This is a genomic window from Cryobacterium arcticum (assembly GCF_003185895.1).
Classification (GTDB): Bacteria; Actinomycetota; Actinomycetes; order Actinomycetales; family Microbacteriaceae; genus Cryobacterium; species Cryobacterium arcticum.
Map to the genome: position 1 here is coordinate 721,506 of NZ_QHLY01000005.1, position 24,183 is coordinate 745,688.

Annotated in this window: 21 protein-coding genes; 15 read left to right on the forward strand and 6 right to left on the reverse strand. The window is 69.4% G+C overall.

Going from position 1 to position 24,183, the window contains the following annotated elements; all coding sequences use genetic code 11:
• The first annotated feature begins 6 nt into the window (after nucleotides 1-6).
• The 3 genes from CTB96_RS05075 to CTB96_RS05085 are packed head-to-tail and all read left to right on the forward strand — an operon-like array spanning nucleotide 7 to nucleotide 2,995.
• A complete protein-coding gene (locus CTB96_RS05075) occupies nucleotides 7-1,062 on the forward strand; it encodes a FecCD family ABC transporter permease (RefSeq protein ID WP_248283219.1) in 1,056 nt (351 codons plus the stop codon).
• Nucleotides 1,059-2,156, forward strand: a complete 1,098-nt coding sequence (locus CTB96_RS05080; RefSeq protein ID WP_248283220.1) for a FecCD family ABC transporter permease — start codon at nucleotides 1,059-1,061, stop codon at nucleotides 2,154-2,156. Before CTB96_RS05075 ends, CTB96_RS05080 begins: the two co-directional genes overlap by 4 nt.
• A gap of 23 nt (nucleotides 2,157-2,179) precedes the next feature.
• The gene (locus CTB96_RS05085) at nucleotides 2,180-2,995 is read left to right on the forward strand and encodes an ABC transporter ATP-binding protein (protein ID WP_219993212.1); all 816 of its coding nucleotides are present in this window, start codon (nucleotides 2,180-2,182) and stop codon (nucleotides 2,993-2,995) included.
• 28 nt (nucleotides 2,996-3,023) lie between these two features.
• Here CTB96_RS05085 and CTB96_RS05090 read toward each other — a convergent pair whose 3' ends face one another.
• Nucleotides 3,024-4,517: an MDR family MFS transporter gene (locus CTB96_RS05090; protein ID WP_110125778.1), complete on the reverse strand. Its 1,494-nt coding sequence runs from the start codon at nucleotides 4,515-4,517 to the stop codon at nucleotides 3,024-3,026.
• A 180-nt stretch (nucleotides 4,518-4,697) separates the two neighbouring features.
• On the opposite strand from CTB96_RS05090, the gene pnuC reads away from it, so the two are divergent.
• The 12 genes from pnuC to CTB96_RS05150 all read left to right on the forward strand — a co-directional run bounded on the left by pnuC (nucleotide 4,698) and on the right by CTB96_RS05150 (nucleotide 19,236).
• Entirely contained in the window at nucleotides 4,698-5,354 is a 657-nt protein-coding gene (gene pnuC, locus CTB96_RS05095; RefSeq protein ID WP_110125779.1) for a nicotinamide riboside transporter PnuC, read from the forward strand.
• On the forward strand, nucleotides 5,347-6,420 hold the full coding sequence (locus CTB96_RS05100; RefSeq protein WP_219993213.1) for an AAA family ATPase: 1,074 nt from the start codon (nucleotides 5,347-5,349) through the stop codon (nucleotides 6,418-6,420). The genes pnuC and CTB96_RS05100 overlap by 8 nt, the downstream gene beginning before the upstream one ends.
• A 10-nt stretch (nucleotides 6,421-6,430) precedes the next feature.
• The gene (locus CTB96_RS05105) at nucleotides 6,431-8,008 is read left to right on the forward strand and encodes an AAA family ATPase (protein WP_110125780.1); all 1,578 of its coding nucleotides are present in this window, start codon (nucleotides 6,431-6,433) and stop codon (nucleotides 8,006-8,008) included.
• Entirely contained in the window at nucleotides 8,005-8,778 is a 774-nt protein-coding gene (locus tag CTB96_RS05110) for a hypothetical protein (protein ID WP_110125781.1), read from the forward strand. Before CTB96_RS05105 ends, CTB96_RS05110 begins: the two co-directional genes overlap by 4 nt.
• Complete coding sequence (locus CTB96_RS05115) at nucleotides 8,775-10,775, forward strand: DUF58 domain-containing protein (RefSeq protein ID WP_181397140.1); 2,001 nt, start codon at nucleotides 8,775-8,777, stop codon at nucleotides 10,773-10,775. Before CTB96_RS05110 ends, CTB96_RS05115 begins: the two co-directional genes overlap by 4 nt.
• Nucleotides 10,768-11,679 carry a hypothetical protein gene (locus CTB96_RS05120; protein ID WP_110125782.1) on the forward strand — a complete coding sequence of 304 codons (912 nt, stop codon included), beginning with the start codon at nucleotides 10,768-10,770 and terminating at the stop codon, nucleotides 11,677-11,679. The genes CTB96_RS05115 and CTB96_RS05120 overlap by 8 nt, the downstream gene beginning before the upstream one ends.
• Nucleotides 11,672-13,069 (forward strand): AMP-binding protein, encoded by a 1,398-nt coding sequence (locus tag CTB96_RS05125; RefSeq protein ID WP_110125783.1) that lies wholly within the window; start codon nucleotides 11,672-11,674, stop codon nucleotides 13,067-13,069. The genes CTB96_RS05120 and CTB96_RS05125 overlap by 8 nt, the downstream gene beginning before the upstream one ends.
• 101 nt (nucleotides 13,070-13,170) lie before the next feature.
• Nucleotides 13,171-13,689: a DinB family protein gene (locus CTB96_RS05130; RefSeq protein ID WP_110125784.1), complete on the forward strand. Its 519-nt coding sequence runs from the start codon at nucleotides 13,171-13,173 to the stop codon at nucleotides 13,687-13,689.
• Nucleotides 13,690-13,853: 164 nt separating this feature from the next.
• Nucleotides 13,854-14,723 carry a PRD domain-containing protein gene (locus CTB96_RS05135; protein WP_248283221.1) on the forward strand — a complete coding sequence of 290 codons (870 nt, stop codon included), beginning with the start codon at nucleotides 13,854-13,856 and terminating at the stop codon, nucleotides 14,721-14,723.
• Between the two features lie 200 nt (nucleotides 14,724-14,923).
• Nucleotides 14,924-16,780 (forward strand): beta-glucoside-specific PTS transporter subunit IIABC, encoded by a 1,857-nt coding sequence (locus CTB96_RS05140; RefSeq protein ID WP_110125786.1) that lies wholly within the window; start codon nucleotides 14,924-14,926, stop codon nucleotides 16,778-16,780.
• A gap of 95 nt (nucleotides 16,781-16,875) precedes the next feature.
• Complete coding sequence (locus CTB96_RS05145; protein WP_110125787.1) at nucleotides 16,876-18,297, forward strand: glycoside hydrolase family 1 protein; 1,422 nt, start codon at nucleotides 16,876-16,878, stop codon at nucleotides 18,295-18,297.
• 81 nt (nucleotides 18,298-18,378) lie between these two features.
• Entirely contained in the window at nucleotides 18,379-19,236 is an 858-nt protein-coding gene (locus CTB96_RS05150) for a Cof-type HAD-IIB family hydrolase (protein ID WP_110125788.1), read from the forward strand.
• Between the two features lie 105 nt (nucleotides 19,237-19,341).
• Here CTB96_RS05150 and CTB96_RS05155 read toward each other — a convergent pair whose 3' ends face one another.
• The 5 genes from CTB96_RS05155 to CTB96_RS05175 form a co-directional block, all read right to left on the reverse strand.
• Nucleotides 19,342-20,535, reverse strand: coding sequence for an acetyl-CoA acetyltransferase (locus CTB96_RS05155; RefSeq protein WP_110125789.1), 1,194 nt, complete (start codon nucleotides 20,533-20,535; stop codon nucleotides 19,342-19,344).
• Nucleotides 20,532-21,185 (reverse strand): CoA transferase subunit B, encoded by a 654-nt coding sequence (locus CTB96_RS05160; RefSeq protein ID WP_110125790.1) that lies wholly within the window; start codon nucleotides 21,183-21,185, stop codon nucleotides 20,532-20,534. Before CTB96_RS05160 ends, CTB96_RS05155 begins: the two co-directional genes overlap by 4 nt.
• Nucleotides 21,182-21,922 (reverse strand): CoA transferase subunit A, encoded by a 741-nt coding sequence (locus tag CTB96_RS05165; protein WP_110125791.1) that lies wholly within the window; start codon nucleotides 21,920-21,922, stop codon nucleotides 21,182-21,184. Before CTB96_RS05165 ends, CTB96_RS05160 begins: the two co-directional genes overlap by 4 nt.
• A gap of 72 nt (nucleotides 21,923-21,994) precedes the next feature.
• Nucleotides 21,995-22,741 (reverse strand): 3-hydroxybutyrate dehydrogenase, encoded by a 747-nt coding sequence (locus CTB96_RS05170; RefSeq protein WP_181397141.1) that lies wholly within the window; start codon nucleotides 22,739-22,741, stop codon nucleotides 21,995-21,997.
• Complete coding sequence (locus CTB96_RS05175) at nucleotides 22,741-24,129, reverse strand: MFS transporter (protein ID WP_110125792.1); 1,389 nt, start codon at nucleotides 24,127-24,129, stop codon at nucleotides 22,741-22,743. The genes CTB96_RS05170 and CTB96_RS05175 overlap by 1 nt, the downstream gene beginning before the upstream one ends.
• Between the last annotated feature and the right edge of the window lie 54 nt (nucleotides 24,130-24,183).

The following is a 24,183-nucleotide window of genomic DNA, read 5'->3' on the forward strand; positions in this document are numbered from 1 at the left end:
GCGCCGGTGACCGAGACCATCAGCAGTACTCCGGTACGCACGCCCCTGGCGCGCGGCACCGGAGTACGGACGACCGTGCTGGTCGCCCTGCTGGTGGTCCTCGCGCTGTCCATGATCGGCAGCCTGGCCGTCGGCGCGCGCTACATCCCGCCGGCCGAGGTGTGGCGTGCCCTCGTCGACGCCGTCGAGGGGCACGGCGGCGGTGAGGTGCACGAGATCATCGTGGGGCTCCGCCTGCCGAGAGCCTTCGTGGGCGCCGTCGTCGGAGCGGCGTTGGGGGTGGCGGGCGCGCTCATCCAGGCGCTCACCCGCAATCCGCTGGCCGACCCCGGCATCCTCGGCGTCAACGCCGGGGCCGGGTTCCTCGTCACCATCGGCATCGGCTGGTTCGGTGTCGGCGATATCCAGGGGTACGTCTGGTTCTCCTTCGCGGGAGCTGCCGCCGCGACCTTGCTCGTGTTCGTGATCGGGGCCGGCGGGCCGGCGGGAGCCACGCCGGTGCGCCTCACCCTCGTGGGCGTGGCCCTCGGGGCGCTGCTGGGCGGAGTGTCGAGCATGATCTCGCTGCTGAACCCCACGGTGTTCGAGGGCATGCGGTTCTGGGGCGCCGGCACCCTCACCTCCCGCGACGAGCACGTGTTGTGGGCCGTGCTGCCCTTCGTGCTCATCGGCCTCCTGCTCGCCGCCACGGTGGCCGCGCCGCTGAACGCCATCGCGCTGGGGGAGGACCTCGCCCGGTCGCTGGGGGCTGGCGTGCTGCGCACCCGCATCATCGTGATCGTGGCGGTCACCCTGCTCGCGGGGGCCGCCACCGCCGCGGCGGGGCCGATCGGGTTCGTCGGGCTGATGGTGCCGCACGTGGTGCGCTGGTTCGTCGGCCCCGACCAGCGTTGGATCCTGCTCTACACGGCGGTCTGCGCGCCCATCCTGGTGCTGGCAGCGGATGTGGTCGGCCGGGTCGTGATGCCACCGCAGGAGATGCAGGTCGGCATCGTGACGGCGTTCATCGGCGCGCCCGTGCTGGTGTTCCTGGCCCGGCGCAGAAAGATCACCGGCCTGTGACGCCCGACGACGGCAGCGGGCGCGCGTCGTTTGTTCTGCGTTCGCCTGAGTTCCAGGCGCCACACCACCGCTCGACGCTCCGCCGCGCGCTGCCCGGGTTCTCGCTGCGCGTCGACGTGCGGTTGGTGCTGGTGTGCCTGGCCTTGAGCCTCGCCACCGTGGCCGTGTTCCTGGTCGCCCTGAGCGTCGGCGACTACAACATTCCGCTGGCCGACGTGATCAAGACGCTCACCGGCGGAGGAACGCCGCAGTCCCGGCTGGTCGTCGGCGAGTGGCGGCTGCCGCGGGCGCTGCTGGGCATCGCGATCGGGGCGGCGCTGGGCATGAGCGGCGCGGTGTTCCAATCCCTCACCCGCAACCCGCTCGGCAGCCCGGACATCATCGGCTTCTCGACCGGGGCGTACACCGGCGGACTCGTCGTGATCCTGCTCTTCGGCGGCGGGTACCTCCAGACCGCGGCGGGAGCGGTCGGCGGTGGCCTGGCCACTGCGGCGCTTGTCTATGCGCTCGCCTACCGGCGTGGCATCCAGGGCTTCCGGCTCATCATCGTGGGCATCGGCGTCTCCGCCACTCTCGCATCCGTGAACAGCTGGCTCGTCACCCGGGCGAACGTCGTCGACGCGATGCAGGCCGCGGTTTGGGGCAGCGGATCCCTGAACGGCCTGGGCTATGACCAGCTCTGGCCCGTGCTCGGCTTGCTCCTGGTCGTCTCGCCGGTGCTTCTCGCCCACGCGCCGGCCCTGCGGCAGCTCGAACTCGGCGACGATGCCGCCAGGGCCCTGGGCGTGCGGGCCGAGATGGTGCGTCTGAGTTCCCTGATGTGGGGCATCGTGCTGGTGGCGATCGCCACCGCCGCGGCTGGGCCGATCGCGTTCATCGCGCTGGTCGCACCGCAGATCTCCCGGCGTCTCACCGGCACGGCGACGCTGGCCCTGCTCCCGGCCGCGGTCGCCGGTGCGCTGCTGCTGCTCGCTTCCGACCTCGTCGCCCAGCGCGCCTTCGCCCCCACCCAACTCCCGGTCGGGGTGATGACGGTCATCGTCGGTGGCGCCTACTTCGTCTGGCTGCTCATCCGTGAGGGCCGCCGACAATGACAGTTCCCGAAAGGACCTGCAGCATGCCCGTGACCCCGCCCGCGCACCCCGACTCCCGGTTGCGTGCCGACGACGTCACCATCGGCTACGACAAACGGCCGATCAGCGAGCACCTCTCGGTGCAGATTCCGGATGGCTCATTCACCGTGATCGTGGGACCGAACGCCTGCGGCAAGTCCACCCTGCTGCGCGGACTCGCCCGGCTGCTGCGCCCCAGCGCCGGCCAGGTGCTGCTGGACGGCCGCTCGATCACCACCTTCGGCGGTAAGGAGCTCGCCCGCGAAGTGGGGCTGCTGCCGCAGACCTCAGTCGCACCCGACGGCATCACGGTTTTCGACCTCGTGGCCCGCGGCCGCTACCCGCATCAGAAGCTGATCCGGCAGTGGTCGCTCGCCGACGAGCGGGCCGTCACGGGCGCACTCGCCGCCACGAGCACCACCGCCCTGTCCGTGCGTCCGGTCGACGAGTTGTCGGGCGGCCAGCGGCAACGCGTGTGGGTGGCGATGGCCCTGGCACAGGAGACACCGATCCTGCTGCTGGATGAGCCCACCACGTTCCTCGACATCGCCCACCAGATCGAGCTGCTCGAGCTGTTCCGGCACCTGCACTCCCAGGGCCGCACGCTGGTGGCCGTGCTGCACGACCTGAATCACGCCGCCCGGTACGCCACCCACCTGATCGCGATGAAGGACGGCCGTGTCGTGGCCGAAGGCACCCCGCGCGAACTGGTCACCGAGGAGCTGGTCGAGGAGGTGTTCGGCTTGCGCTGCCGCGTGATCGACGACCCCGTCGCCGGCTGCCCGCTGGTCATCCCGCTGGGCACCGCGAGCCTGCCCTGAGCCAAAGCCCGCGGCCGGTGGTGAACGGTCAGTGCGCCATCAGCGGAGCGTCGTGCCCGTCGGTGACCGAGACCGCGGGCTTGCGGATGAAGAAGGCCAGCGGGATGGCGAACAGGGAGATGATCGCGCCGTAGAGGAACGCGGCCTGGATGCCCGTGGCCGTTGCGGCGACTTCGCCGGCGCCGGCGGCCATCTGCGTGGCCGCGGTGGAGGACATCACGGTGATGAACAGCGCCGTGCCGGCCGCGCCGGCGAGCTGCTGGGCGGTGCCGACGACGGCGCTGCCGTGCGAGTAGAGCCCCGGCCGGAGCGACGCCAGGGCGGAGGTGAACAGCGGCGTGAACAGGAAGGCCAGGCCGAAGCTCAGTGCGACGTGCGCCACGAGCACCCACCAGAACGGGGTGCTGGCGGTGAGCATGGTCATGAACCAGAACGCGCCGCTCACGATGATCGCACCGGGCACGAGCAGCACGGTCGGGCCGAACCTGTCGTAGAACCGGCCGACGAAGGGAGAGAGCAGCCCCATAGTGAGACCGCCGGGCAGCAGCAGCAGACCGGTGGTGAGCGCATCCAGGCCCAGCACGTTCTGCATGTAGATCGGCAGCAGGATCAGGGTGCCGAACAGCGCCATCATGCTCACCACGAGCATCACGATCGACAGGCTGAACGTGCGCGAGACGAAGGTGCGCAGGTCGAGCAGGGCCCGGTCCCTGCGCTGCAGGGCGAGCTGGCGCCAGACGAACAGGCCGATCGCCACAAGGCCGATGCCCAACGGAACCAGGCCGGCCGCGGCGCTGCCCGTGGCCGATTCGCCGAGGTTGCTCAGGCCGTAGACGAGCCCGCCGAAGCCGAACGCGGAGAGGATCACCGAGACGACGTCGAGCGGCACCTTGGTGGGTGTGGTGACGTTCTTGATGCGTGCGGCACCGAGGGCGAGCGAGCCGAGCGCGATGGGCAGCACCAGGATGAACATCCAGCGCCAATCGAGCACGCTGAGGATGAGGCCGGAGATGGTGGGACCGATCGCCGGGGCGACCGAGATGACGATGGAGATGTTGCCCATGGTCTTGCCGCGCGCGGCCGGTGCGACCAGGGTCATCACCGTGGTCATCAGAAGCGGCATCATGATCGCGGTGCCCATGGCCTGCACCACCCGGCCCACGATGAGCACCTCGAAGCCGGGCGCGATGGCCGCGATCAGGGTGCCGAGGCTGAACAGCGTCATTGCCGCCAGGAAGACCGGGCGGGTGTTGAAGCGCTGCAGCAGGAAGCCGGTGATGGGGATGACCACGGCCATGGTGAGCATGAACGCGGTGGTCAGCCACTGGGCGGCGCTGGCCGTGATCGACAGGTCGACCATGAGGTGCGGCAGGGCCACACCCATGATCGTCTCGTTCAGGATGACCACAAACGCCGACACCAGCAGAAGCGAGATGACGAGCTTGGTGCCGGCGGCATCCGGTGCCGTATTGGGCACGGCAGCGGTGGGGGCGGTGGTGGTGGCGACGGCGGGGTCGGTCATCAGGGTCCTAACGGAACGGGCGCGGGTGCGATCCCCAGTATGAGGTACCCATGTTTCAACCAGAATGCGCCGGTTCTGTTCCCGAATCGGACAATTGCGTCCGGCGCACTGGGCGCAATCGTCCGATGCGGCGACAGTTGGCTGCGGAGGGGGCGGGTCGGCGCCTCTTAGACTCGGGGCATGGGGGAATGGCTGGTAGACAACTGGACCGAGGTTCTGGGTTTCGGCACCGGGGCGGCGTGTGTGTGGCTGGCCGCGCGGCGCAACATCTGGAACTTCCCGATCGGCATCGCGAACAACCTGGTGTTCATCGTGCTGTTCTTCGGCGCCGCGCTCTACGCCGACCTCGGCCTGCAGATCGTCTACCTGGTGCTCGGCGTGATGGGGTGGTTGGGCTGGTCCCGGCACCGGGCCGCGGACTCCCGCGCCCTGATAACCCGGATGCCCCGCCGCACCATCCTGCCGCTGGCCCTGGCCGCCGTGGCCGGCACGGCGATCATCGCCTTCGCCCTGCACTCCTACACCGACTCCACCACCGAGATCGCGGATGCCGCCACCACCTCGGTCAGCCTGATCGCGCAGTACATGCTCAACCGGCGCTGGCTGGAGAACTGGTTCGTCTGGATCGCGGTCGACGTGACCTACGTAGGGCTGTTCCTCTATAAGGGGCTGAACATCACCGCGGCGCTCTACCTGCTCTTCATCGGCCTGTGCGTGATCGGCTACCGCGGCTGGGCCCGCGCCCGGGCCCGGCAGGGCCAGACCGCCGGCCCGGCGGCCGACTCGGCCGCCGCCGGCCACCCCGCCTCGCTCTCTGGTGCCGCCACCGGTGCCTGAGACAACCCCTGACCGGCACTTCCGGCACGGCCTGGTGCTGGGCAAGTTCTACCCGCTGCACGCCGGGCACTCCAACCTGATCCGCACGGCGCTCAGCCGCTCCGACCGGGTCACCGTGCAACTGCTCGGCGCGAGCCAGGAATCCATTCCGCTGAGCGTGCGCGAGGAATGGCTCCGCGAGGAGCACCCCACCGCCCGCGTCGTGAGCGCCATCGACGACGCCCCGGTCGATTTCGACTCCGCCGACGCCTGGGAGGAGCACATGGTGCCGATCCGGGCGCTGCTCGACGCGCCGGTCGACGCCGTGTTCTCCAGCGACGCCTACGGCGCCGAGCTCGCCGCCCGTCTCGGCGCCGAATGGGTGCAGGTCGACCCGGGCCGCCGGCACACGCCGGTCTCCGGCACCGCGATCCGGGCGGATGTGCCCGGGCACTGGTGGGCGCTCGCCCCCGCCGTGCGTGCCTGGTTGACTCCGCGGGTGGTTGTGCTCGGCGCCGAGTCGACCGGCTCCACCACCCTCGCTGAGGCGCTCGCCGCTCACTACGGCACCGAGTGGGTGCCGGAATACGGCCGCGAACACAGCGAAACGCGCGCCGGCGGCCTGGAGACCGCCTGGCGCAGCGACGAGTTCGACCTCATCGTGGACCGGCAGATCGGCTGGGAGGCCGCCGCGCTGCGCCGGGTGCCCCGCCCACTGTTGATCTGCGACACCGACGTGCTCGCCACCACCCTCTGGCACGACCGCTATGTGGGGCCGGCCCCGGCGCATCTGCTGGCGCGGGCCGCCGCGCATCCGCCGGCGCTGTACCTGCTCACCGGCGACGAGATCCCGTTCGTGCAGGACGGCCTGCGCGACGGTGAGCACATCAGGCACGCCATGCAGCAGCGCTTCCGCGACACCCTCGCCGCCCAGCCGGTGCCCTGGCTCGAGACCACCGGGTCGGTGCCCGACCGGGTGGCCCAGGCATCCGTCGCCATCGACCGCATGCTCGCCGGCCGCTTCAGCTTCGCCCTGCCGCTGGAACAGCAGGCGGCCCTCTCCCGCTCGGCGCAGCCCGCCCGATAGGCTGCCAACCATGGCGCAGGGGAATCGTTGGAACAAGGTATCCGCATCACCGACGCGCACGAACGGCGCCACCCTGCCGGAAGAGCTGACCGCGGAGGACCTCTTCACCGAGGCGCCCGCCGTGGCCGATACTGCCCTGGATGAGAAGCTCCGGCAGGCCTACTTCTGGCTGGTCAACCGCGCCGTGATCTCACCGTTCTACGACGTCGAGTTCTCCGCCGGCTCGCCCGTCACGTTCGCCCTCGGCGACGCCGGCGCCGAACTGAACCTGCCCACCGACCAGTCCTACTCGTCGAACGTGCTGCTGCCGCTGCTCACCTTCGCTGTTGGCGGCCGGTGCCTGCTGGTGGGCGGGCCGGGCCGCGGCAAGACCACCCTGGCCATCCTGATGGGCGTGCTCGCCGGGTCGAGCCCGCGCGAGGTGCGCCGCAACGTGCAACAGGGCCAGCCGCAGATCACCGTGAGCGACCTGGTGGGAATGCCGTTGCCGCGCGACCTCGTCACCGCCGGCAGCCTGGCCGAGATCGAGATCGCCTGGCGGAGCTGGCTCACCCAGCCGGTGAAGATCATCGACGAGTACAACCGCATCCCCACCAAGACCCAGTCGGCGCTGCTCACCATGGTGGCCGAGGGTTACGTGGAGAGCCACGATCAGATGCACTCCACCGCACCGGAGTCCGGGGTGGAGAGCTGGTTCTTCACCGCCAACGACGATGCCGGCGGCGGTACCTTCCCGGTGATCCAGGCGTTGCGTGACCGGATGGATGTCACCGTCGCCGCGCAGGGCTTCAACAACCGGTTCTTCGACGAGCTCGTCGCCCGGGTCGAGGCCGGCGAACGGCCCGAGGACCACCTGCCCGCCGAACTCGTCTTCGGCCCAGACGAACAACGCCTGCTCGAGGCCGCCATCCGCGCGGTGCCGCTGCCCGGTGCCGTTCGCCGCCAGCTCGAATTCTTCGCCAGCCACTTCGAGTTCGTGCAGCAGGGCGGCCGCCGGTTCGAGTACCGCACCAAGGACACCGTGCGCACCGGCGGCGGTGAGGTGGCCGAGACGATCGAGGCCAACTCCGGCGCCGACCTGCAGGTGGACCTGGGCTCGCAGACCACCAACAGCCTCTCAGTGCGGTCGCTGCAAACCCTCATCCGCTACGCCAAGGCCATGGCCTACTTCCGCGGCCGGCCCGTGGTGGGGCTGGACGACCTGGCCGCTGTGCTGCCGTTCGCCCTGCGCGGCAAGCTGCTGCCCAACGAGCTGCACCCCCGGTTCGACGTGGGCGCCGACCGGGAGCTGGCCACCGATTCGATCAGCTGGCTCGCCGACCTCTTCGCGGAGTCCCGCCGCCAGTTCACCGCCCTCGGCCTGGCCGCCAGCGACCCCATCAGTGACGCGCTCGACCTGTTCAACCAGGGCCTGGACGGTGTCACCTCCGCGCAGGCCGCCTCCCGGCTCACCGGCATCGAATCCCTGATCAGCGGCATCGCCAAGCAGGGCAAGCTCTACGGCCGGCACTTCGACGACCTGCTGGCCCTCAAATACCTGCACCAGCGGTACACCAATTACGTGAGCTGGCTGGGGTTCAGCGGGTGACCCAGCGCCCGCTGCACGTGGTCAACGCCGGCCTGGAGCTCACCGACGAGCCCCTGCCCGAGGTTCCCGAGCTCGACCTGGCGCTGTCCCTCTCCCGCATCGAGGCGCTGCACGGCGCGGCGGCCGGGGCGCGCTACCGGCACTTCCTCGGCCGCGCCCTCGCCGCGCAGCCCGGCGGCGACCGGGACGATCTGCTCACCCTCGCGACCCTCGCCGCCTGGCGGGCCGGAGCGGTCGCGTTCCGCACGGATGCGCTGCGCCGGCTCGACGCCGCCCTGGCCACCGACACCGTGCGCATCCCCACCCTCGCCGCGGCCCTCGGCCTGCCCGAGCACTCCGTGGCGGCGTTCGCGGAGCTGCAGCGGGGCAGCCGGTTCGGCTGGCCGGACCTTGTCGCCGGTGGCCTGGTCGCTGTCGTCGGCGGGTTCCGCGGCCTGTTCGGACCCTGGCTGACCCCGGCCGTCGCCGTGCTGGCCGGCGACCGGCCGGGCACGTTCCTGATCCGCACGGCCGCCAGCCGCTCCGGCACCGCCCCGGCGGGCGCCGACGAGTCCACCGGCTCCGGCGACGCCTGGCTGCTCACGGTCGACGTCTTCGGCCACACTCTCACCCGGTTGGTGCCCGAGGAGACCGGCTCGCATCCGCTCGCCGCCCGCTGGGCGGAGGCGGGCCTCTCGAGCTCGAGTCCGGACGAGGCCGGCGCCCCCGGGGCGACGCTGCAGCTCGCCGGGTACACCGCGTACCTGCGCCTGCCGGAGGTCGCAGCGTGAGGCGTGGCGCGCCCGCGGTTCTCTCGCCGGAGCAGCGCACGGCCTGGCTGGCCGCGCAGCGACTCTGGGGCGTCGAACTGCACGATCCGGAGCTGGCCCCGAACGCGAAGGCGCCCTCGTTCGCCTGGTTCGCCTTTCCGCCGCAGGTCACGTTCGACCTGCCAGAGGCCAGCCGGCTGGGCGTCGGTGACTTTCTGGAAAGCATCTTCGCGCACGAGATCGGACACCACGCCCTCTCGCCGTCGACCCGCATCACCGGCCTCAAGATCGCCCACCAGCTGGCCCGGGCGCTGGCGGCCACGGACGCCCAACGCATCCCCAAGCCGGAAGACCAGGTTCACCAGCTCTCCAACCTGTGGTCGGACCTGCTGATCAACGTGCGCGTGGCCGAACTGCAACGCCGCCGCGACGCGACCGGTGCCGCGCCGGAGATGGTGCGGATGTGGCAGGTCCTGGCCTGGCGCGGCGGCAGCGACCGGATGTGGTGGGTGGTGCTGCGCGCCTACGAGATGCTCTGGACGCTGCCGGCCGGCACGCTCTGCCCGGCCGACCCGCCCGCCGAGGAAATCGACCACGTGGAAGCGGAGCGGCGCGAGACCGCGAGGCGCGGTGCCGCCAGGCAGAAGGAGCTCGACATCGCCGCCGCCGTCGCCGCCGGAAATACGAGGCTCGTCGACGAGCTCGAACAGCAGGACTCGCTCGAGGTGCAGATCGAGTTCGACGCTCTGGCTCGCACGAATCCGGAGCTGGATTCCGCTCTGCTGGCCGAGACCGTGCGCGCGTTCGGGGACGACCCGGTGAGCGGGGCGCTCCGGTTCGGCATGCTGATGGCCCCGTATTTGGTGCGGCCGGGCCTGCCGACGCCGACCACCCGCACGGTGGGCATCGTGCGCGCGGGCCTCTGCGCCGGTGAATCGGGCGCCACTGCTGCGACCGCCGGTGACCTAGTCGCCGTGCTCGGCGACGCCCGCCTGCAGGAAGCCCCCGAGCATCCGGCTGTGGTCAAGGCACGTGCCTTCGCCGAACGCGCGCACAGCGCCGGAGCGGTGCTCAAGGCCGCCGCCAGTGCCGGCGCCCAGGGCGCGACCGGCCAGGGGTATGGCCTGGCCAACACCCTGCGGCTGTATCACGACAGCGACGCGAACGCCGTGATCGCTGCCTGGTACCAGACCCGGGCGCGGAGCTATGTGCGCCCGCTCCTGCAACGCTCGAGAACCGCCGCCGTGTCTGGCTCGGAAATTCCCGGCGCGCTGGAGACATGGGAGCTGGGCGACGACCTCGCCGACATCGACTGGGCGGCCTCGATGGCGCGCGGCACCACCATCGTTCCCGGCGTCACCACCCGTCGGAGAGAGTACCTGCCCGACATCCCCCCGGTCGCGCCGATCAGCGTGGACCTCGACCTCTACATCGACTCCTCCGGCTCCATGACCAGCCCCGCCCGGGAATCCCCGGCCGTGCTGGCCGGCAGCATCCTCATTCTCTCGGTGCTGCGCGGCGGTGGCCGGGTGCGGGTCACCTCGTTCTCGGCCGCCGGGCAGGTGGCCGGCGGGGAACGGTTCACCCGCGATCGCCTCGAGGCGCTGCGCGACCTCACCACATACTTCGGTAGCGGCACCGTGTTCCCGCTGGACCTGTACGGCGCACGCTACCGCGGTGTCACCGCAGCAACGGCGACGGTCGGCATCGAGGTGCGCCGGCACGTTGTGGTGCTGTCCGATGAGGGCCTGCTGTCGATGTTCGGCGCCGGCCAGCCCCAGTTCGCCGATGTCGCCGGCCAAGTGCGCCGCACCCTGGATTCGGCCACGTTGATTCTGCAGGACTCCCGGCATTCGGTGGCCGAGCCCGCGGCCGCGGCCGGCTACGACGTGGAATACATCCAATACATGACCGACGCCCCGGCAGCATGCGCCCGGCTGGCTCGCCGGTTGGCCACTTCGCGGCCCGCCACCGCGGCAGCACGCCGGGCCCGAACCCGAGGAGGCTTCCATGGCTGACGCCAAAGTGCCGTTCTGGCGCCGGCTCGCGGAGGCGGCGGGCCTGACCGATGGGCAGCTGAGCAGCGGAATCCCGATGACGCCCGGCGCTCCGCCCACTCCGCCATCCCCGTCGCCCGCATCCCCTCCGCCGAGCGCCGCCGGGCCCGCCCCGGCTGCGGCCCGGCCGGCACCCTCCCCTCGAGCCGCCACCTCTGCTGCCCCGCCGGCGCAGGCCGACGATGAAAGCCTGGCCTCCGGACCGGGCGGGGAAGCCCTGCTCGAGCTCTGGTTCGCCCGCGCCGAAGACGATCTCGTGGCTTGGCGGCAGTGCCTGCCGGGGCCCAGCGCTGCCGAAATCGGCACCAGGCTTTCCCTCGTGCCCAAGACATTCCTCGACGACGATGTCGCCGTGCTGCGGCTCGCCGAGCATATTCTCGAACCGGAATACGGTGCGGCTCCTGACACGAGTGCTGACAGGCACGCCCGCGAGATCCTGGCCGTCGTCGACCAGGCCAGGGCCACCGGTTCCAGCGCCGCCCGCCGCGCCGCCGCGCTTGTGCTCTGGCTCTGGGCCAGCGACGACCTCCACGGGCCGTTGTCGGTGCCGCTGCGACCGGTGCTGCGCGACCGTGCGATGGCGGCGATGGCCTTCCGGCTGGCCGCCGTGGTCGATCCGGCCGAGTGGGTGAGCGACGCCGTGCACCGTGACGAAGCCGCGCGGACCTTTTTGTTCTGGTCCGGGCACCTCCCCGCCGGAGAGGACGAGGCCGCGGCCCGGTCGCTGCTCTCGATGCGTGACTCGCTGCTGCAGAACGCCGCGCTGGCGCAGACCCTCGCCGATCACGAACACCGCCTCGAGGTCACCCGTCGGCTGCAGGCGGCGCGGGCCCGCGAAGCCGCGGCCCGGTACTCCCATGAGTGATCGCGCCGACAACGTCGTAACCGCACCCGCCGTCGCCGACCCCGATGACCCGCTCGCGCTGGCCGAATACGCCCCGGGCGGCGCCGTCGCACTCACCGATGCCGAACGCTGGCCCACCCTCGACACGGCCGGCGCCGAACGACTGCGCCGGGTGCGCCACCATCCGCTCGCCCCCGCCTGGGTGCACCAAACCGGCGACCGCCTGAGCGCCGACGCCGTGCACCGGGTGCAACAACCGCTCCCGCTGCCGGGTTGGCTGGACGAGCACCTCGCCACGGCCAGACGCTTGCCGGCCTACCGCCGCCAAGCGGATCGGCTACGCGACCTGGCGAGCTGGCCCACCCTCACCCGGGACGACCTGCTCGACGACATCTCAGCGTTCGTGCCGCTCGACGCCGACCTCGGTCGCCTGATCGAGGGCTCGAGTTCGGGCACCACCGGCCGGGCGCTACAGATTCCCGACGACGTCGAGGAGGTCGCCCGCACCTTCCACCTCTTGGTGCGCCTGGTGACCGAGCAGGGAATCGACTGGCAGCCCGACCCCGACCGGATGGCGCTGGCCTACGTCGTGCACCAGCGCCAGGCCTTCACCTACACCTCGTCTATTAGCAGTTTCGGCCAGGCCACAATGGCCCGGCTGAACCTGCACCCGTCCCAGTGGCCGCACGCCGGGCAGCGGACCGGGTTCCTGTTGGCGCAGCAGCCGCAGGTGATCACCGGCAATCCCACCAGCCTGGCCGAGCTGTTGCAGCCCGAGCTGGTGGCGGGGCTCCGCCCACTGGCGCTGTTCAGCGGCGCGATGGCACTCAGCCTGCCGCTCCGCCGTGACCTCGAGCAGGCATATGCCTGCCCGGTTATCGATGTCTACGGGTTGCACGAAACCCGCCCGATCGCGGCCAGCGTCGACGGCGGGCCGTTCGTGATCCTGGATCGCCGGCTGCACGTGGAGGTGCTCGACGACGCCGGCACACCCGTGCCGGCGGGGGAGCGCGGCGAGATCACCGTCACGGCGGGGGAGAACCCGCTGCTTCCGCTGGTGCGGTATCGCACCGGCGACTTCGGCCGGCTCGTGCACGTGGCCGGCCGCCCCGCACTGGCCGACCTGGAGGGCCGCGAGGCCACCCGATTCGTGGCGCCCGCCGGCACCCTGGTGCCCTGCGTCGACCTCACCCAACATCTGCAGGCCGGCGGTGCGCGCGGTTGGTCCGTGCACCAGGCCGCCGACGGGGCGGTGGCCGCAACCGTGGTGGGCGGTGACTCCGGGCAGATCCGTGCGGCACTGGAGCAGCTGCTCTCGCGGCCCGTCGCGGTGACAGCGGTGGCGACCCTCCTCGAGCTCGGCGAGGGCAAGCCGCGGCGTTACCGGTCGGACGCGCCGGGCGTACTCTGACGCTTCGGCAACATGTCGCACGGATGCGAATGGCAGTGTGTGTACGAACAATGGCAGTCGAATTCCGCCAGCGGGCAGGGTGATTTCCCTAGGCTGTGGCCATGCCGATCACACCCGACACCAAAGACTGGACCTGGGTGCTCGAGCGCCCGTGCACGGAATGCGGTTTCTCCTCCGCCGACGTGGTCTACGACGATGTTCCCGACCTGGTCCGACGGAATGCCGCAGCCTGGGCGCCGGTTCTCGCCCGAGCGGATGTTTCCGTGCGACCCGATGAGAACACCTGGTCCGCACTGGAATACGGCGCGCACGTACGAGACGTGTTCCGGATCTTCAACACCCGGCTGGGCCTGATGCTGCGCGAGGACGACCCCCTGTTCGCCAACTGGGACCAGGACGCCACCGCGGCCGCCGAGCGCTACAACGAGCAGGACCCGGCCACCGTGGCGACTGAGTTGGCCGCGGCCGGGGTGTCCGTCGCCGACGCGTTCGCCGCCGTGCCGCGGGTTGACCGGGGGCGTACCGGCCGCCGCAGCGACGGCGCCAGGTTCACCGTCACGACCCTGGCCCAGTACTTCATCCACGATCCGGTGCACCACCTGCACGACGTGGCCGGCTGACCCGACCCGAGCCCGCACCTGTTCCCCGTGCGGACAAGTGCGCCCGGCGCACCGGCCGCAGAAGTCCGAAGCGGCCGCAGTTGGACGGGGTCGGCCGGGCGAAATCGGCCAGCAACCGCGCTACCCGAGCCTGTACACTGCCCCCTATGGCGACGGATAGCGATGTGGCGCGCGCGGCGGGCGTGATTGCGCACAAGGTACTCAACAACAACGTCGTCATTTCCATCGATCAGTCCGGTCAGGAGCGCGTGCTCATGGGCCGCGGTCTGGGCTTCAAGCTGCAGCCCACCGACACCATCGACCCGGCCAAGGTCGAGAAGACGTTCATCCTGGATCAGGGCAGCGAAGCGGACCACGCCCGCCAGTTGCTCGCCTCCGTGCCTTACCCGGTGATCGAAGCCGTCAACCGCGCCGTGGACGAAGCCGAACGCGCACTGGGCCGCAGTCTCGGGCGCAGGTTCCTCATCGCGGTCATCGACCACGTGCAATATGTCCTGGAGCGCATGGAACAGGGCATCCGTATTCCCACCACGACAATGCCCGAGCTTCGGGTGCTACACCCGCAGGAGTTTGCCGCGGCGACCGCGATGGCCCTGTCGGTCAGCCGCAGCCTGGACACCACCCTGCCCGAGGAAGAAGCCGTATTCCTCACGATGCATCTGTTGAACGCCACCCGGGATGAACCCAACGGCACGGCAGCGCTGCTCTTTCGACGGGTGCAGCACGTCGTCACGACGGTGGAAAGTGGGCTCGGGGTTCAGCTGGATCCGGCCAGCCCGGACTACGCCCGGTTCATCCTGCATGTGCAGTTCCTGCTGCAGCGATTGGTCGCCAAGTCGATGCTGCGCGGCTCCGACACGTCGTTCTTCGAGTTCGCCAAACTGAGCTATCCGCGCTCCTACGCGATCGCGGCCGACGTCAAGTCTTACGTCAATGCCGCCACGGGGTCTGAACTCACCGACGAAGAACTGCTCTACGTGATCGTGCACGTCGAGCGGCTGGCCAACCAAGTTGTGGATGGCGGCACCGCATAAGCGTGTGCTATCGTGATCGACGCAGGGCGAGGACGACCTGCGAAGCACTCACGGATTGTTACCGCGCAAGCGGGCAAAACCTGAATTCCCACCGCCGACAGCGGTGAACGGATTCAGGTCTTTTTTTTGCCCAAAAACCCGTGCAGCGCTTCTTTTCGTGAAACGGAAGCCGCGATGCCGCGGCGAAAGGTGAACCACCGATGGATTACTCCAAGACCGCTGCTGCGGTTCTCACGGGCGTAGGCGGCGAGGAGAACGTTCAGTCCCTCGTGCACTGCGCGACGCGCCTCCGGTTCGTCATCAAGGATGACGCCAAGGTCAACAAGGCAGCCGTCAAGGCCACGCCCGGCGTCATCGCCACCGCCGAGGCGGGCGGCCAGTACCAGGTCGTCATCGGCAACGAGGTGCCAGAGGTGTTCGCCGAGATCGCCAAGATCTCCAAGCTCGCCGGCCCCGCGTCGAACGAGAAGTCGGCCTCGGATGCCCCGAAGGGCAACCTGCTCAACCGTTTCATCGCGATGATCTCCGCGATCTTCACCCCGCTGCTCTGGGCACTGGCCGGTACCGGCCTGCTCAAGGCGTTCCTCGCCGCGGCGGTCACCTTCGGCTGGCTCGACAACACGACCACTACCTACGTGATCCTGAACGCCCTCTCCGACGCGTTCATCAACTTCCTGCCGCTCGCACTCGCGATCACCGCGGCGAAGTACTTCAACGCGCAGCAGTTCACCTCCCTCGCCATCGCCGGCGCCCTCGTCTACCCCTCGATCGTGGCGCTCAACGGTGTGCCGGACATCACCTTCTTCGGCATCCCGGTCACGATGGTCAGCTATGTCTCGAGCGTCATTCCGATCATCGTGGTGGTCTGGCTGCAGAGCCACGCTGAGCGGTTCCTCTACGCCAAGCTCCCCTCGGCCATCCGTCGCTTCGTCACCCCGATGCTCCTGGTGCTCATCCTCGTTCCGCTGGTCTTCCTGGCCATCGGCCCGCTGTCCAACCTGATCAGCGGCGGCCTCGCCAACGGCATCGGCTGGATCTTCGACGTTGTGCCGTGGCTCGGAGGCGCCATCATGGGTGGCCTCTGGCAGGTCTTCGTGATCTTCGGACTGCACTGGGGCTTCGTGCCGCTGATGACCGCCGAACTCCAGACCGGCGGCCTGATCTACCTCGTCGCACCGCTGTTCGCCGCCGTCCTGGCGCAGGCCGCGGCCGTCACCGGCGTCTGGGTGCGCACCAAAGACAAGAACCTCAAGTCCCTCGCCGCCCCCGCCGCACTGTCCGGCTTCCTCGCCGGTGTCACCGAACCCGCCATCTACGGTGTGAACCTGCCGCTGAAGCGCCCGTTCGTGTACGGCGTCATCGGTGGTGTCATCGGTGGTGGCCTGATCTCCGCCGGCGGCATCGCGGCGAACGCCTTCGTGCTGCCGTCTGGTCTTGCCCTGCCCGCTCTGCTCAGCCAGGGCAACATGGTCATGCTGTGGCTCGGCCTCGCTGTCGCCATCATCGTGCCGTTCCTGCTCACAGTCATCGTCGGCTTCAAGGACCCGGTCGCCGAGACCGCGGCCCCGATCGACAGCACCGACCTGCAGGTGCTCAGCCCGCTGGACGGCACCGCCGTGCCGCTGACCGAGGTTCCCGACGCGGTCTTCGCCGGTGGCGCCCTGGGCCAGGGCGTGGCGATCGTGCCCCGCGTCGGTGCCCTCTACGCTCCGTTCGACGCCACCGTGATCGCCGCGTTCCCCACCGGTCACGCCATCGGCCTCAAGCACGCCGACGGCGCTGAAGCGCTCATCCACATCGGTATCGACACCGTCAAGCTCGCCGGCAAGCACTTCTCGCTGAAGGTCGAAAAGGGCCAGCAGGTCAAGGCCGGCGACCTCCTGGTGGAGTTCGACATCGCTGCGATCACCGCGGCCGGCTACGACGTGACGACCCCGGTCATCATCACCAACCCGAAGAAGTACCCGACCATCGGCTCGCCCTCAGCGGGCCCGGTCGCACACGGAGACAACCTCTTCCTCGCCATCGCTGAAGAAGAAGAATTGGCCCTCGCCTAAGCACATCCCAGCAGTCCCGGTGGAGGGGCGGCACGCCCGCTCCTCCACCCTCTGCACTGCGGCACAACCGCGGTGCGTAATAAAGGAGTACACGCATGACGAATTCATCAATCTTCCCCGCCGACTTCCTCTGGGGCGGCGCCACCGCCGCCAACCAGATCGAGGGCGCCTACAACGAGGGCGGCAAGGGCCTCTCCATTCAGGACGTCATGCCGAAGGGCATCACCACCCCGCGAACCGAGGGCCCCACGGATGACAACCTCAAGCAGGTGGCCATCGACTTCTACCACCGTTACGCCGAAGACATCGCCCTGTTCGCCGAGATGGGCTTCAAGACCTTCCGCTTCTCCATCGCCTGGAGCCGCATCTTCCCGCTCGGCGACGAGACCGAGCCCAACGAAGAGGGCCTCGCGTTCTACGACCGCGTTATCGACGAGTGCGAGAAGTACGGCATCGAACCACTTGTCACGATGTCGCACTACGAGACCCCGCTCCACCTCACCGAAACGTACGACGGCTGGGTCAACCGCGACCTGATCGGTTTCTACGAGCGCTACGCCCGCGTGCTGTTCGCGCGTTTCGGCAGCCGGGTCAAGTACTGGCTCACCTTCAACGAGATCAACTCGGTGCTGCACGCGCCGCTGATGTCCGGCGGCATCAACACCCCCAAGGACCAGCTCTCAAAGACCGACCTCTACCAGGCCATTCACAACGAGCTGGTCGCCAGCGCCCTCGCCACCAAGGCTGCGCGTGAGCTCGCCCCGAACGCCCAGGTCGGCTGCATGGTGCTGGCGATGCCCACCTACCCGCTCACGCCCGACCCCGACGATGTGATGGCGTCGCTCACCACCGAGCGCACCAACCTCGCCTTCGGCGACATCCACGTGCGCGGCGAGTACCCGGGGTACTACCTCAGGAGCCTGCGCGACCAGGGCGTCGAGCTCGCGATCACCGACGAGGACCGGGCGCTGCTCAAGGAGTACACCGTCGACTTCGTCTCGTTCAGCTACTACATGAGCATCGCCGAGACCGCTGATGAGTCGAAGCGCGTCATCGGCGAGGGCAACATCATGGGCGGAGTCTCCAACCCGACGCTGCAGGCATCCGAATGGGGCTGGCAGATCGACCCGGTGGGCCTGCGCGTGGTGCTGAACCAGTTCTGGGACCGCTGGCAGAAGCCGCTCTTCATTGTGGAGAACGGCCTCGGCGCGAAGGACAAGCTCGTTGAGGTCGACGGCCAGAAGACCGTGCTCGATGACTACCGCATCACCTACCTCAACGACCACCTCGTGCAGGTTGGCGAAGCCATCGACGACGGCGTCGAGGTCATGGGATACACGCCGTGGGGCTGCATCGACCTGGTCAGCGCCAGCACCGCACAGCTGAGCAAGCGTTACGGCTTCATCTACGTCGACCGCAACGACGATGGCACCGGCACCCTGGACCGGTACAAGAAGAAGTCCTTCGGCTGGTACGCCGAGGTCATCTCGTCGAACGGTGCCAGCCTCACCCGCTAGCGTCGATGTATACGCATTAACCCCTTGGGTGGTCTCCGGGACGTCGTCCAGTCCCGGAGACCGCCTCGTTTGGAGCACTACATGACCGCCCAGCGCATCGCGTTCCTTGACGTCGACGGCACCATCATCGATGCGGGCGAGGTGATCGCCCCGTCCACCATCGAGGCGGTGCAAACCGCTCGGGCCAACGGGCACCTGGTGTACCTGAGCACCGGGCGGGCGTCGGTGGAGATCTACCCCAAGATCCGCGACATCGGCTTCGACGGCGCCATCAGCGCCGGCGGCGGGTTCGCCGAGATCGGCGACGACCTGGTGATCGCCCGCACGATGCCCGAAGAGGCCGTGGCTCGCATGGTCGGCTTCTACGAGGAGTCGGGCTACGACTTCTACCTGCAGGCGTTCGCCGAGCTGTACCCCAGCCCAGGCGTGCGCGGCCGGTTCGCGAGCTACCTGCAAGACGACCAGGAGCGCCGGGGCGAGACCCGCACCGATCTGGATTCCGTCACCGACGGTCGCGAACACCCCGCGCTGAAGGCGTTCGCCAATGTGCGCCCGCTCAGCTACACCGGTATCGCCAAGTCGGTATTCCTCGCCGGTGATCTCACCGCGTACGACCGGGTGTCCGAGGCCCTCAGCGACGACTTCCACGTGATCACCGGCACGATTCCGCACATGGGCCGGGGCAGCGGCGAGGTCACACTCGGCGGGGTGAACAAGGGCACGACCATCCTGCAGCTGCTCGATCTGCTCGGCATCGACGCGGCATCCGCCATCGGCATCGGCGACAGCACCAACGACATCGAGATGTTGCAGGTCTGCGGCGTCGGCATCGCCATGGGCAACGCCACGGATGTGGTCAAGGCGCACGCCGACGAGGTCACCACCGCGGTGCTCGACGACGGCGTCTGGAACGCGTTCCACCGCCACGGCCTGATCTGACCCGCTGTTCCCTCAACCCGCCCTCCGGCGGCGCAACTGTTGCCCACGCGGACTTCTGCGTCCGGCACGCCGGGCGCAAAAGTCCGTTTCGGGAACAGTTTGGGTTTAGACGGCCTCGAGGATGCTGACGTAGTTGGCCACGCCCACGCCGCCCATGTTCTGCACCAGCGCGCGCCGGGCTCCGGGCAGTTGCATGTCGCCGGCCGTGCCGGTGAGCTGCATGGCCGCGACCACATGCTGCGAGACCCCGGTAGCGCCCACCGGATGCCCCTTGGCTTTCAGCCCGCCCGACAGGTTCACCGGCAGCCGGCCGCCGGGCTGCACCCAGCCCTCCTCGATGGCGCGGCGGCCCTGCCCCGGCTCGGTGAGGCCCATCGCCTCATAGAGCACCAGCTCGGCGATGGTGAAGCAGTCGTGCAACTCGGCGAAGTCCACGTCGGCCAGGCCCACCCCGGCCATCGCCAGCGCCCGCTCGAACGACACCCGGGTGGCCGCGAACGCGGTGGGGTCGCGCCGGGCTGCCGGGAGGAAGTCGTTGGCCTGGCCGAACCCGGCCAGGCGCACCGGGTCGGTGGCCGCACCGGAGCCACGACGGGCATCCGTGCTGAGGATCACCGCGGCCGCGCCGTCGGAGACGGGGGAGCAGTCGGTGCGGCGCAGCTGCCCGGCCACGATCGGGTTCTTCTCCGAGACGGTCTGGCAGAACTCCTCGCCGAGGTCCCGGCGGAGCTGCGCATATGGATTGGCGACGCCGTTGCGGTGGTTCTTTGCGGCGATAGAGCCGAGCACGTCACCGATCGCGCCGTACCTCTGGGCATAGGCGTCGGCGACGACCGCGAACAGGCCGGCGAACCCGGTACTGGATGGTGTGCCGGCCAGGTCGTAGTCCGCGCCGAGCAGCGCCTCGCCGACCTGGTCGGCCGAGGCGTGGGTCATCTTCTCTGCGCCGATCACGAGGACGGTCTTGGCGGTGCCGGCCAGCAGCGACTTCACACCCTGCTGGAGGGCGGCCGAGCCGGACGCGCAGGCGTTCTCCACCCGAGTGGCCGGCACGTTGGCCAGCACCGGGTCGGCCTGCAGCACCAGCGACGCCGGGAAGGCCAGTGGCACCAGCGCCGAGTTGAACTGGCCGAGGTAGACCTCGTCGATCTCGGCGGCGTCGATGCCGGCGCCGGCGATGGCCTCGCGGGTGACCTGCACGATCAGGGATTCGAGGGTGTCGTCGGTGAGCTTGCCGAACCGGCTGTGCCCCCAGCCGGTGAGCAGCACGTCGGTGCCGAATTCCTCGGAGAGGCTCATGCGACGGCCTCGGTCGGGGCGGCCACCGTGAACGCGGCCTCGGTGCAGTCACGCAACTGCTCCACGGTGACGCCGGGAGCGAGTCGGGTGAGCAGCAGGCCGGCATCCGTGACGTCGAAGACCGCGAGGTCGGAGATTATGCGGTCGACCACGGCCACGCCGGTCAATGGCAGGGTGCACTCGGCGACGATCTTGGCCGAGCCGTCGCGGGCGACGTGCTCGGTGAGCACCACGACCCGCGGCGTGCCTGCGACGAGGTCCATGGCGCCGCCCATGCCCTTCACCATCTTGCCGGGGATGGTCCAGTTGGCCAGGTCGCCCGACCCGGAGACCTGCATGGCACCGAGGATGGCGACCTTGACGTGCCCGCCGCGGATCATGCCGAACGAGAGCGCGGAGTCGAACACCGACCCGCCGGGCAGCACCGTCACGGTCTGCTTGCCGGCATTGATCAGGTCGGCGTCCTCCTCGCCGTCAAGGGGGAACGGCCCCATGCCCAGCAGGCCGTTCTCGCTCTGCAGGGTGACCTGCACGCCATCCGGCAGGTTGTTGGCCACCAGGGTGGGGATGCCGATACCGAGGTTCACGTAGTCGCCGTCGGCCAGTTCGGTGGCCGCGATCGCGGCCATCTCGTCGCGGGTCCAACTCATCGGAGGGCTCCTTCGGTGCTGAAAGTGCTGCTGACGGTGTCGCGCTGGCGCACGGTGCGCTGCTCGATCGGCTTCTCGCGGCTGGTGGCGGGCACGAGCCTCTGCACGAATACGCCGGGGGTGACCACGTGATTGGGGTCGAGCTCGCCAGCCAGCACGATGTGTTCGGCCTCGGCGATGGTGAGCCGCCCGGCGGTCGCGACCACCGGGTTGAAGTTGCGGGCGGTGTAGCGATAGGTGAGGTTGCCGGCGGTGTCGGCGGTGTGCGCGCGCACCAGGGCAACATCGGCGACGATGGCGCGCTCCTGCACGTAGCGTTGGCCGTCGAAGTCGGCGTGCGGTTTGCCATCAGCAACCAGGGTGCCCACCCCGGTCTTGGTATAAAAGGCGGGGATGCCGGACCCGCCGGCCCGCAGACGCTCGGCGAGGGTGCCCTGGGGGCTGAACTCCACCTCCAGGCGGCCATCGAGGAGCTGCTCGGCGAAGAGCTTGTTCTCGCCCACGTAGGAGGCGATCACCTTGCGCACCTGGCCGGCTTCGAGCAGCAGGCCGAGACCGAGGCCGTCGATGCCCATGTTGTTCGACACCACGGTGAGGCCGGTGACGCCGGAGTCACGCACGGCCTCGATCAGGTCGGCGGGGATGCCGCTGAGGCCGAAGCCGCCGACCGCGAGCACGCAGCCATCGGTGAGGGTGCCGGCCAGGGCTTCGGCGGCAGTGAGGTGCAGGGTGGTCATCGGAATCTCCTCCGCTGGTGGAACAGGTGGGGGCGGGTCGAGCAAGAATCGGGGGACGGATGGGCCGGCAGGTCAGGCGGTCCAGCCGCCGTCCATCACGTACGAGGAGCCGGTGACCATGGCCGCTTCGCGGGAGGCGAGGAAGGCCACCAGGGCGGCGACCTCGTCGGGTTCGACGAGTCGTTTGATGGCGTTCTTCGCCAGGATCACCCCATGCATGACCTCGTCGGAGGGGATGCCGTGCGCCTCGGCCTGTGCCGCGATCTGGCTTTCCAGCAGCGGGGTGCGCACGTAGCCGGGGTTCACGCAGTTGCTGGTCACCCCGTGGTCGCCGCCCTCGAGCGCGGTCACCTTCGACAGGCCTTCGAGACCGTGCTTGGCGGTCACATAGGCCGATTTGAACGGCGAGGCGCGCAGCCCGTGCACCGAGGAGATGTTGATGATGCGTCCGTGCCCGGTGGCGTACATGTGTGGCAGGGCGGCCCGGATCAAGAGGAACGGCACCTCGAGCATGAGGGTCAGCATGCGGCGGAACTCGGCCGGGTCGAAGGCCTCGAGCGGGCTGATGGTCTGGTAGCCGGCGTTGTTCACCAGGATGTCTGCCGAGAGGGCCAGCTTTTCCAGCGGCGCGGTGTCGAGCAGGTCCACGACCCAGGCCTCCCCGCGCACCTCCCCGGCCACCCGTTCGGCGGCTTCGGCGTCGCGGTCGGCGACGATCACGTGCGCGCCTTGGGCGGCCAGGGCGGCAGCGCAGGCCGCGCCGATGCCGCCGGCACCGCCGGTCACGAGGGCCGTCTGGCCGGAGAGGTCGGTCAACATCAGAGCGTTCCGGCGGGGGTGAGGCCGTGCTTGCGGGCATCCACCGCGTCGATCTCGCGGAGGGAGATGCCGCGGGTCTCCTTGAGGGTCACCACGGCAACCAGGGTGACGACGCAGGCGGCGGCCACGTAGAGGGCCACCGGAATCCAGGAGTCGAATTCCTTCAGCAGTGCCGTGGCGATGATCGGGGCCAGCGATCCGGCCAGGATCGAGGTGACCTGGTAGCCGAGGGACACGCCGGAGTAGCGCATCCGTGTGGGGAACATCTCGGCCATGATGGCGGGCTGGCCGGCGTACATCAGGGCGTGGAAGCACAGGCCGATGGTGATGGCCAACACGATCAGTGCCGGGTTCTGGGTGTCGAACATCGGGAAGGCGAAGAACGCCCAGGTGGAGCCGAGGACGGCGCCGGCGAAGTAGACGGGCTTGCGGCCGACGCGGTCGGAGAGCCGGCCGACCTGCGGGATCACCAGGAAGTGCACGACGTGGGCGATCAGCAGGGCCAGAAGCAGGCTGCTGGTGTTGTACTCCCACACCGTGACCAGGTAGACGATGGAGAAGCTCACGATGATGTAGTACAGGATGTTCTCCGCGAAGCGCAGGCCCATGGCACCGAGGATGCCCTTCGGGTACTTGCGCACGACCTCCATCACGCCGTAGCTGATGGCCTTCTCGGCCTCGACCTGGGCGCGGGCCTCGAGGAAGATCGGCGCCTCGCTGACGTGGGTGCGGATGTAGTAGCCGACCACGACGATGATGGCGGACAGCCAGAACGCCACGCGCCAGCCCCAGCTGAGGAACTGGTCGGCGGGCAGGGTCCACGACATGGTCAGGAGAACGAGGGTGGCGAGCAGGTTGCCCACCGGAACCGCCGACTGGGGCCAGCTGGACCAGAAACCACGGGACTGGTTCGGGCTGTGCTCGGCCACGAGCAGCACGGCGCCGCCCCACTCGCCGCCGACGGCGAAGCCCTGGATGAACCGCAGTGCCACGAGCAGGGCGGGCGCCCAGTAGCCGATGGTGTCGAAGCCGGGCAGGCAACCCATCAGGAAGGTGGCGACACCGACCAGGATGATCGTGACCTGCAGAGTGTGCTTGCGACCGAGCTTGTCGCCGATCTGGCCGAAGACGATCCCGCCGAGCGGCCGGGCGATGAAGCCCACCGCGTAGGTGAGGAACGCGGCGATGATGCCGTCGAGCTGGCTGCCGGCGTTCGGGAAGAAGACCGTGGCGAAGACCAGGCTCGCGGCCGTGGCATAGAGGAAGAATTCGTACCACTCGACGACGGTTCCCACCATCGAGGCGGCCACGATCTTCTTCAGGCCCGAGGTCTCTGTGGTGTGGGATGGGCCGCTGGTGGCGGTGGTGACACGCGAATTCGCGCTCATGGGGGTCTCCTTGAGTATCGGCATTGACACTGGATGGGGGAAGGCGTGCCGGCC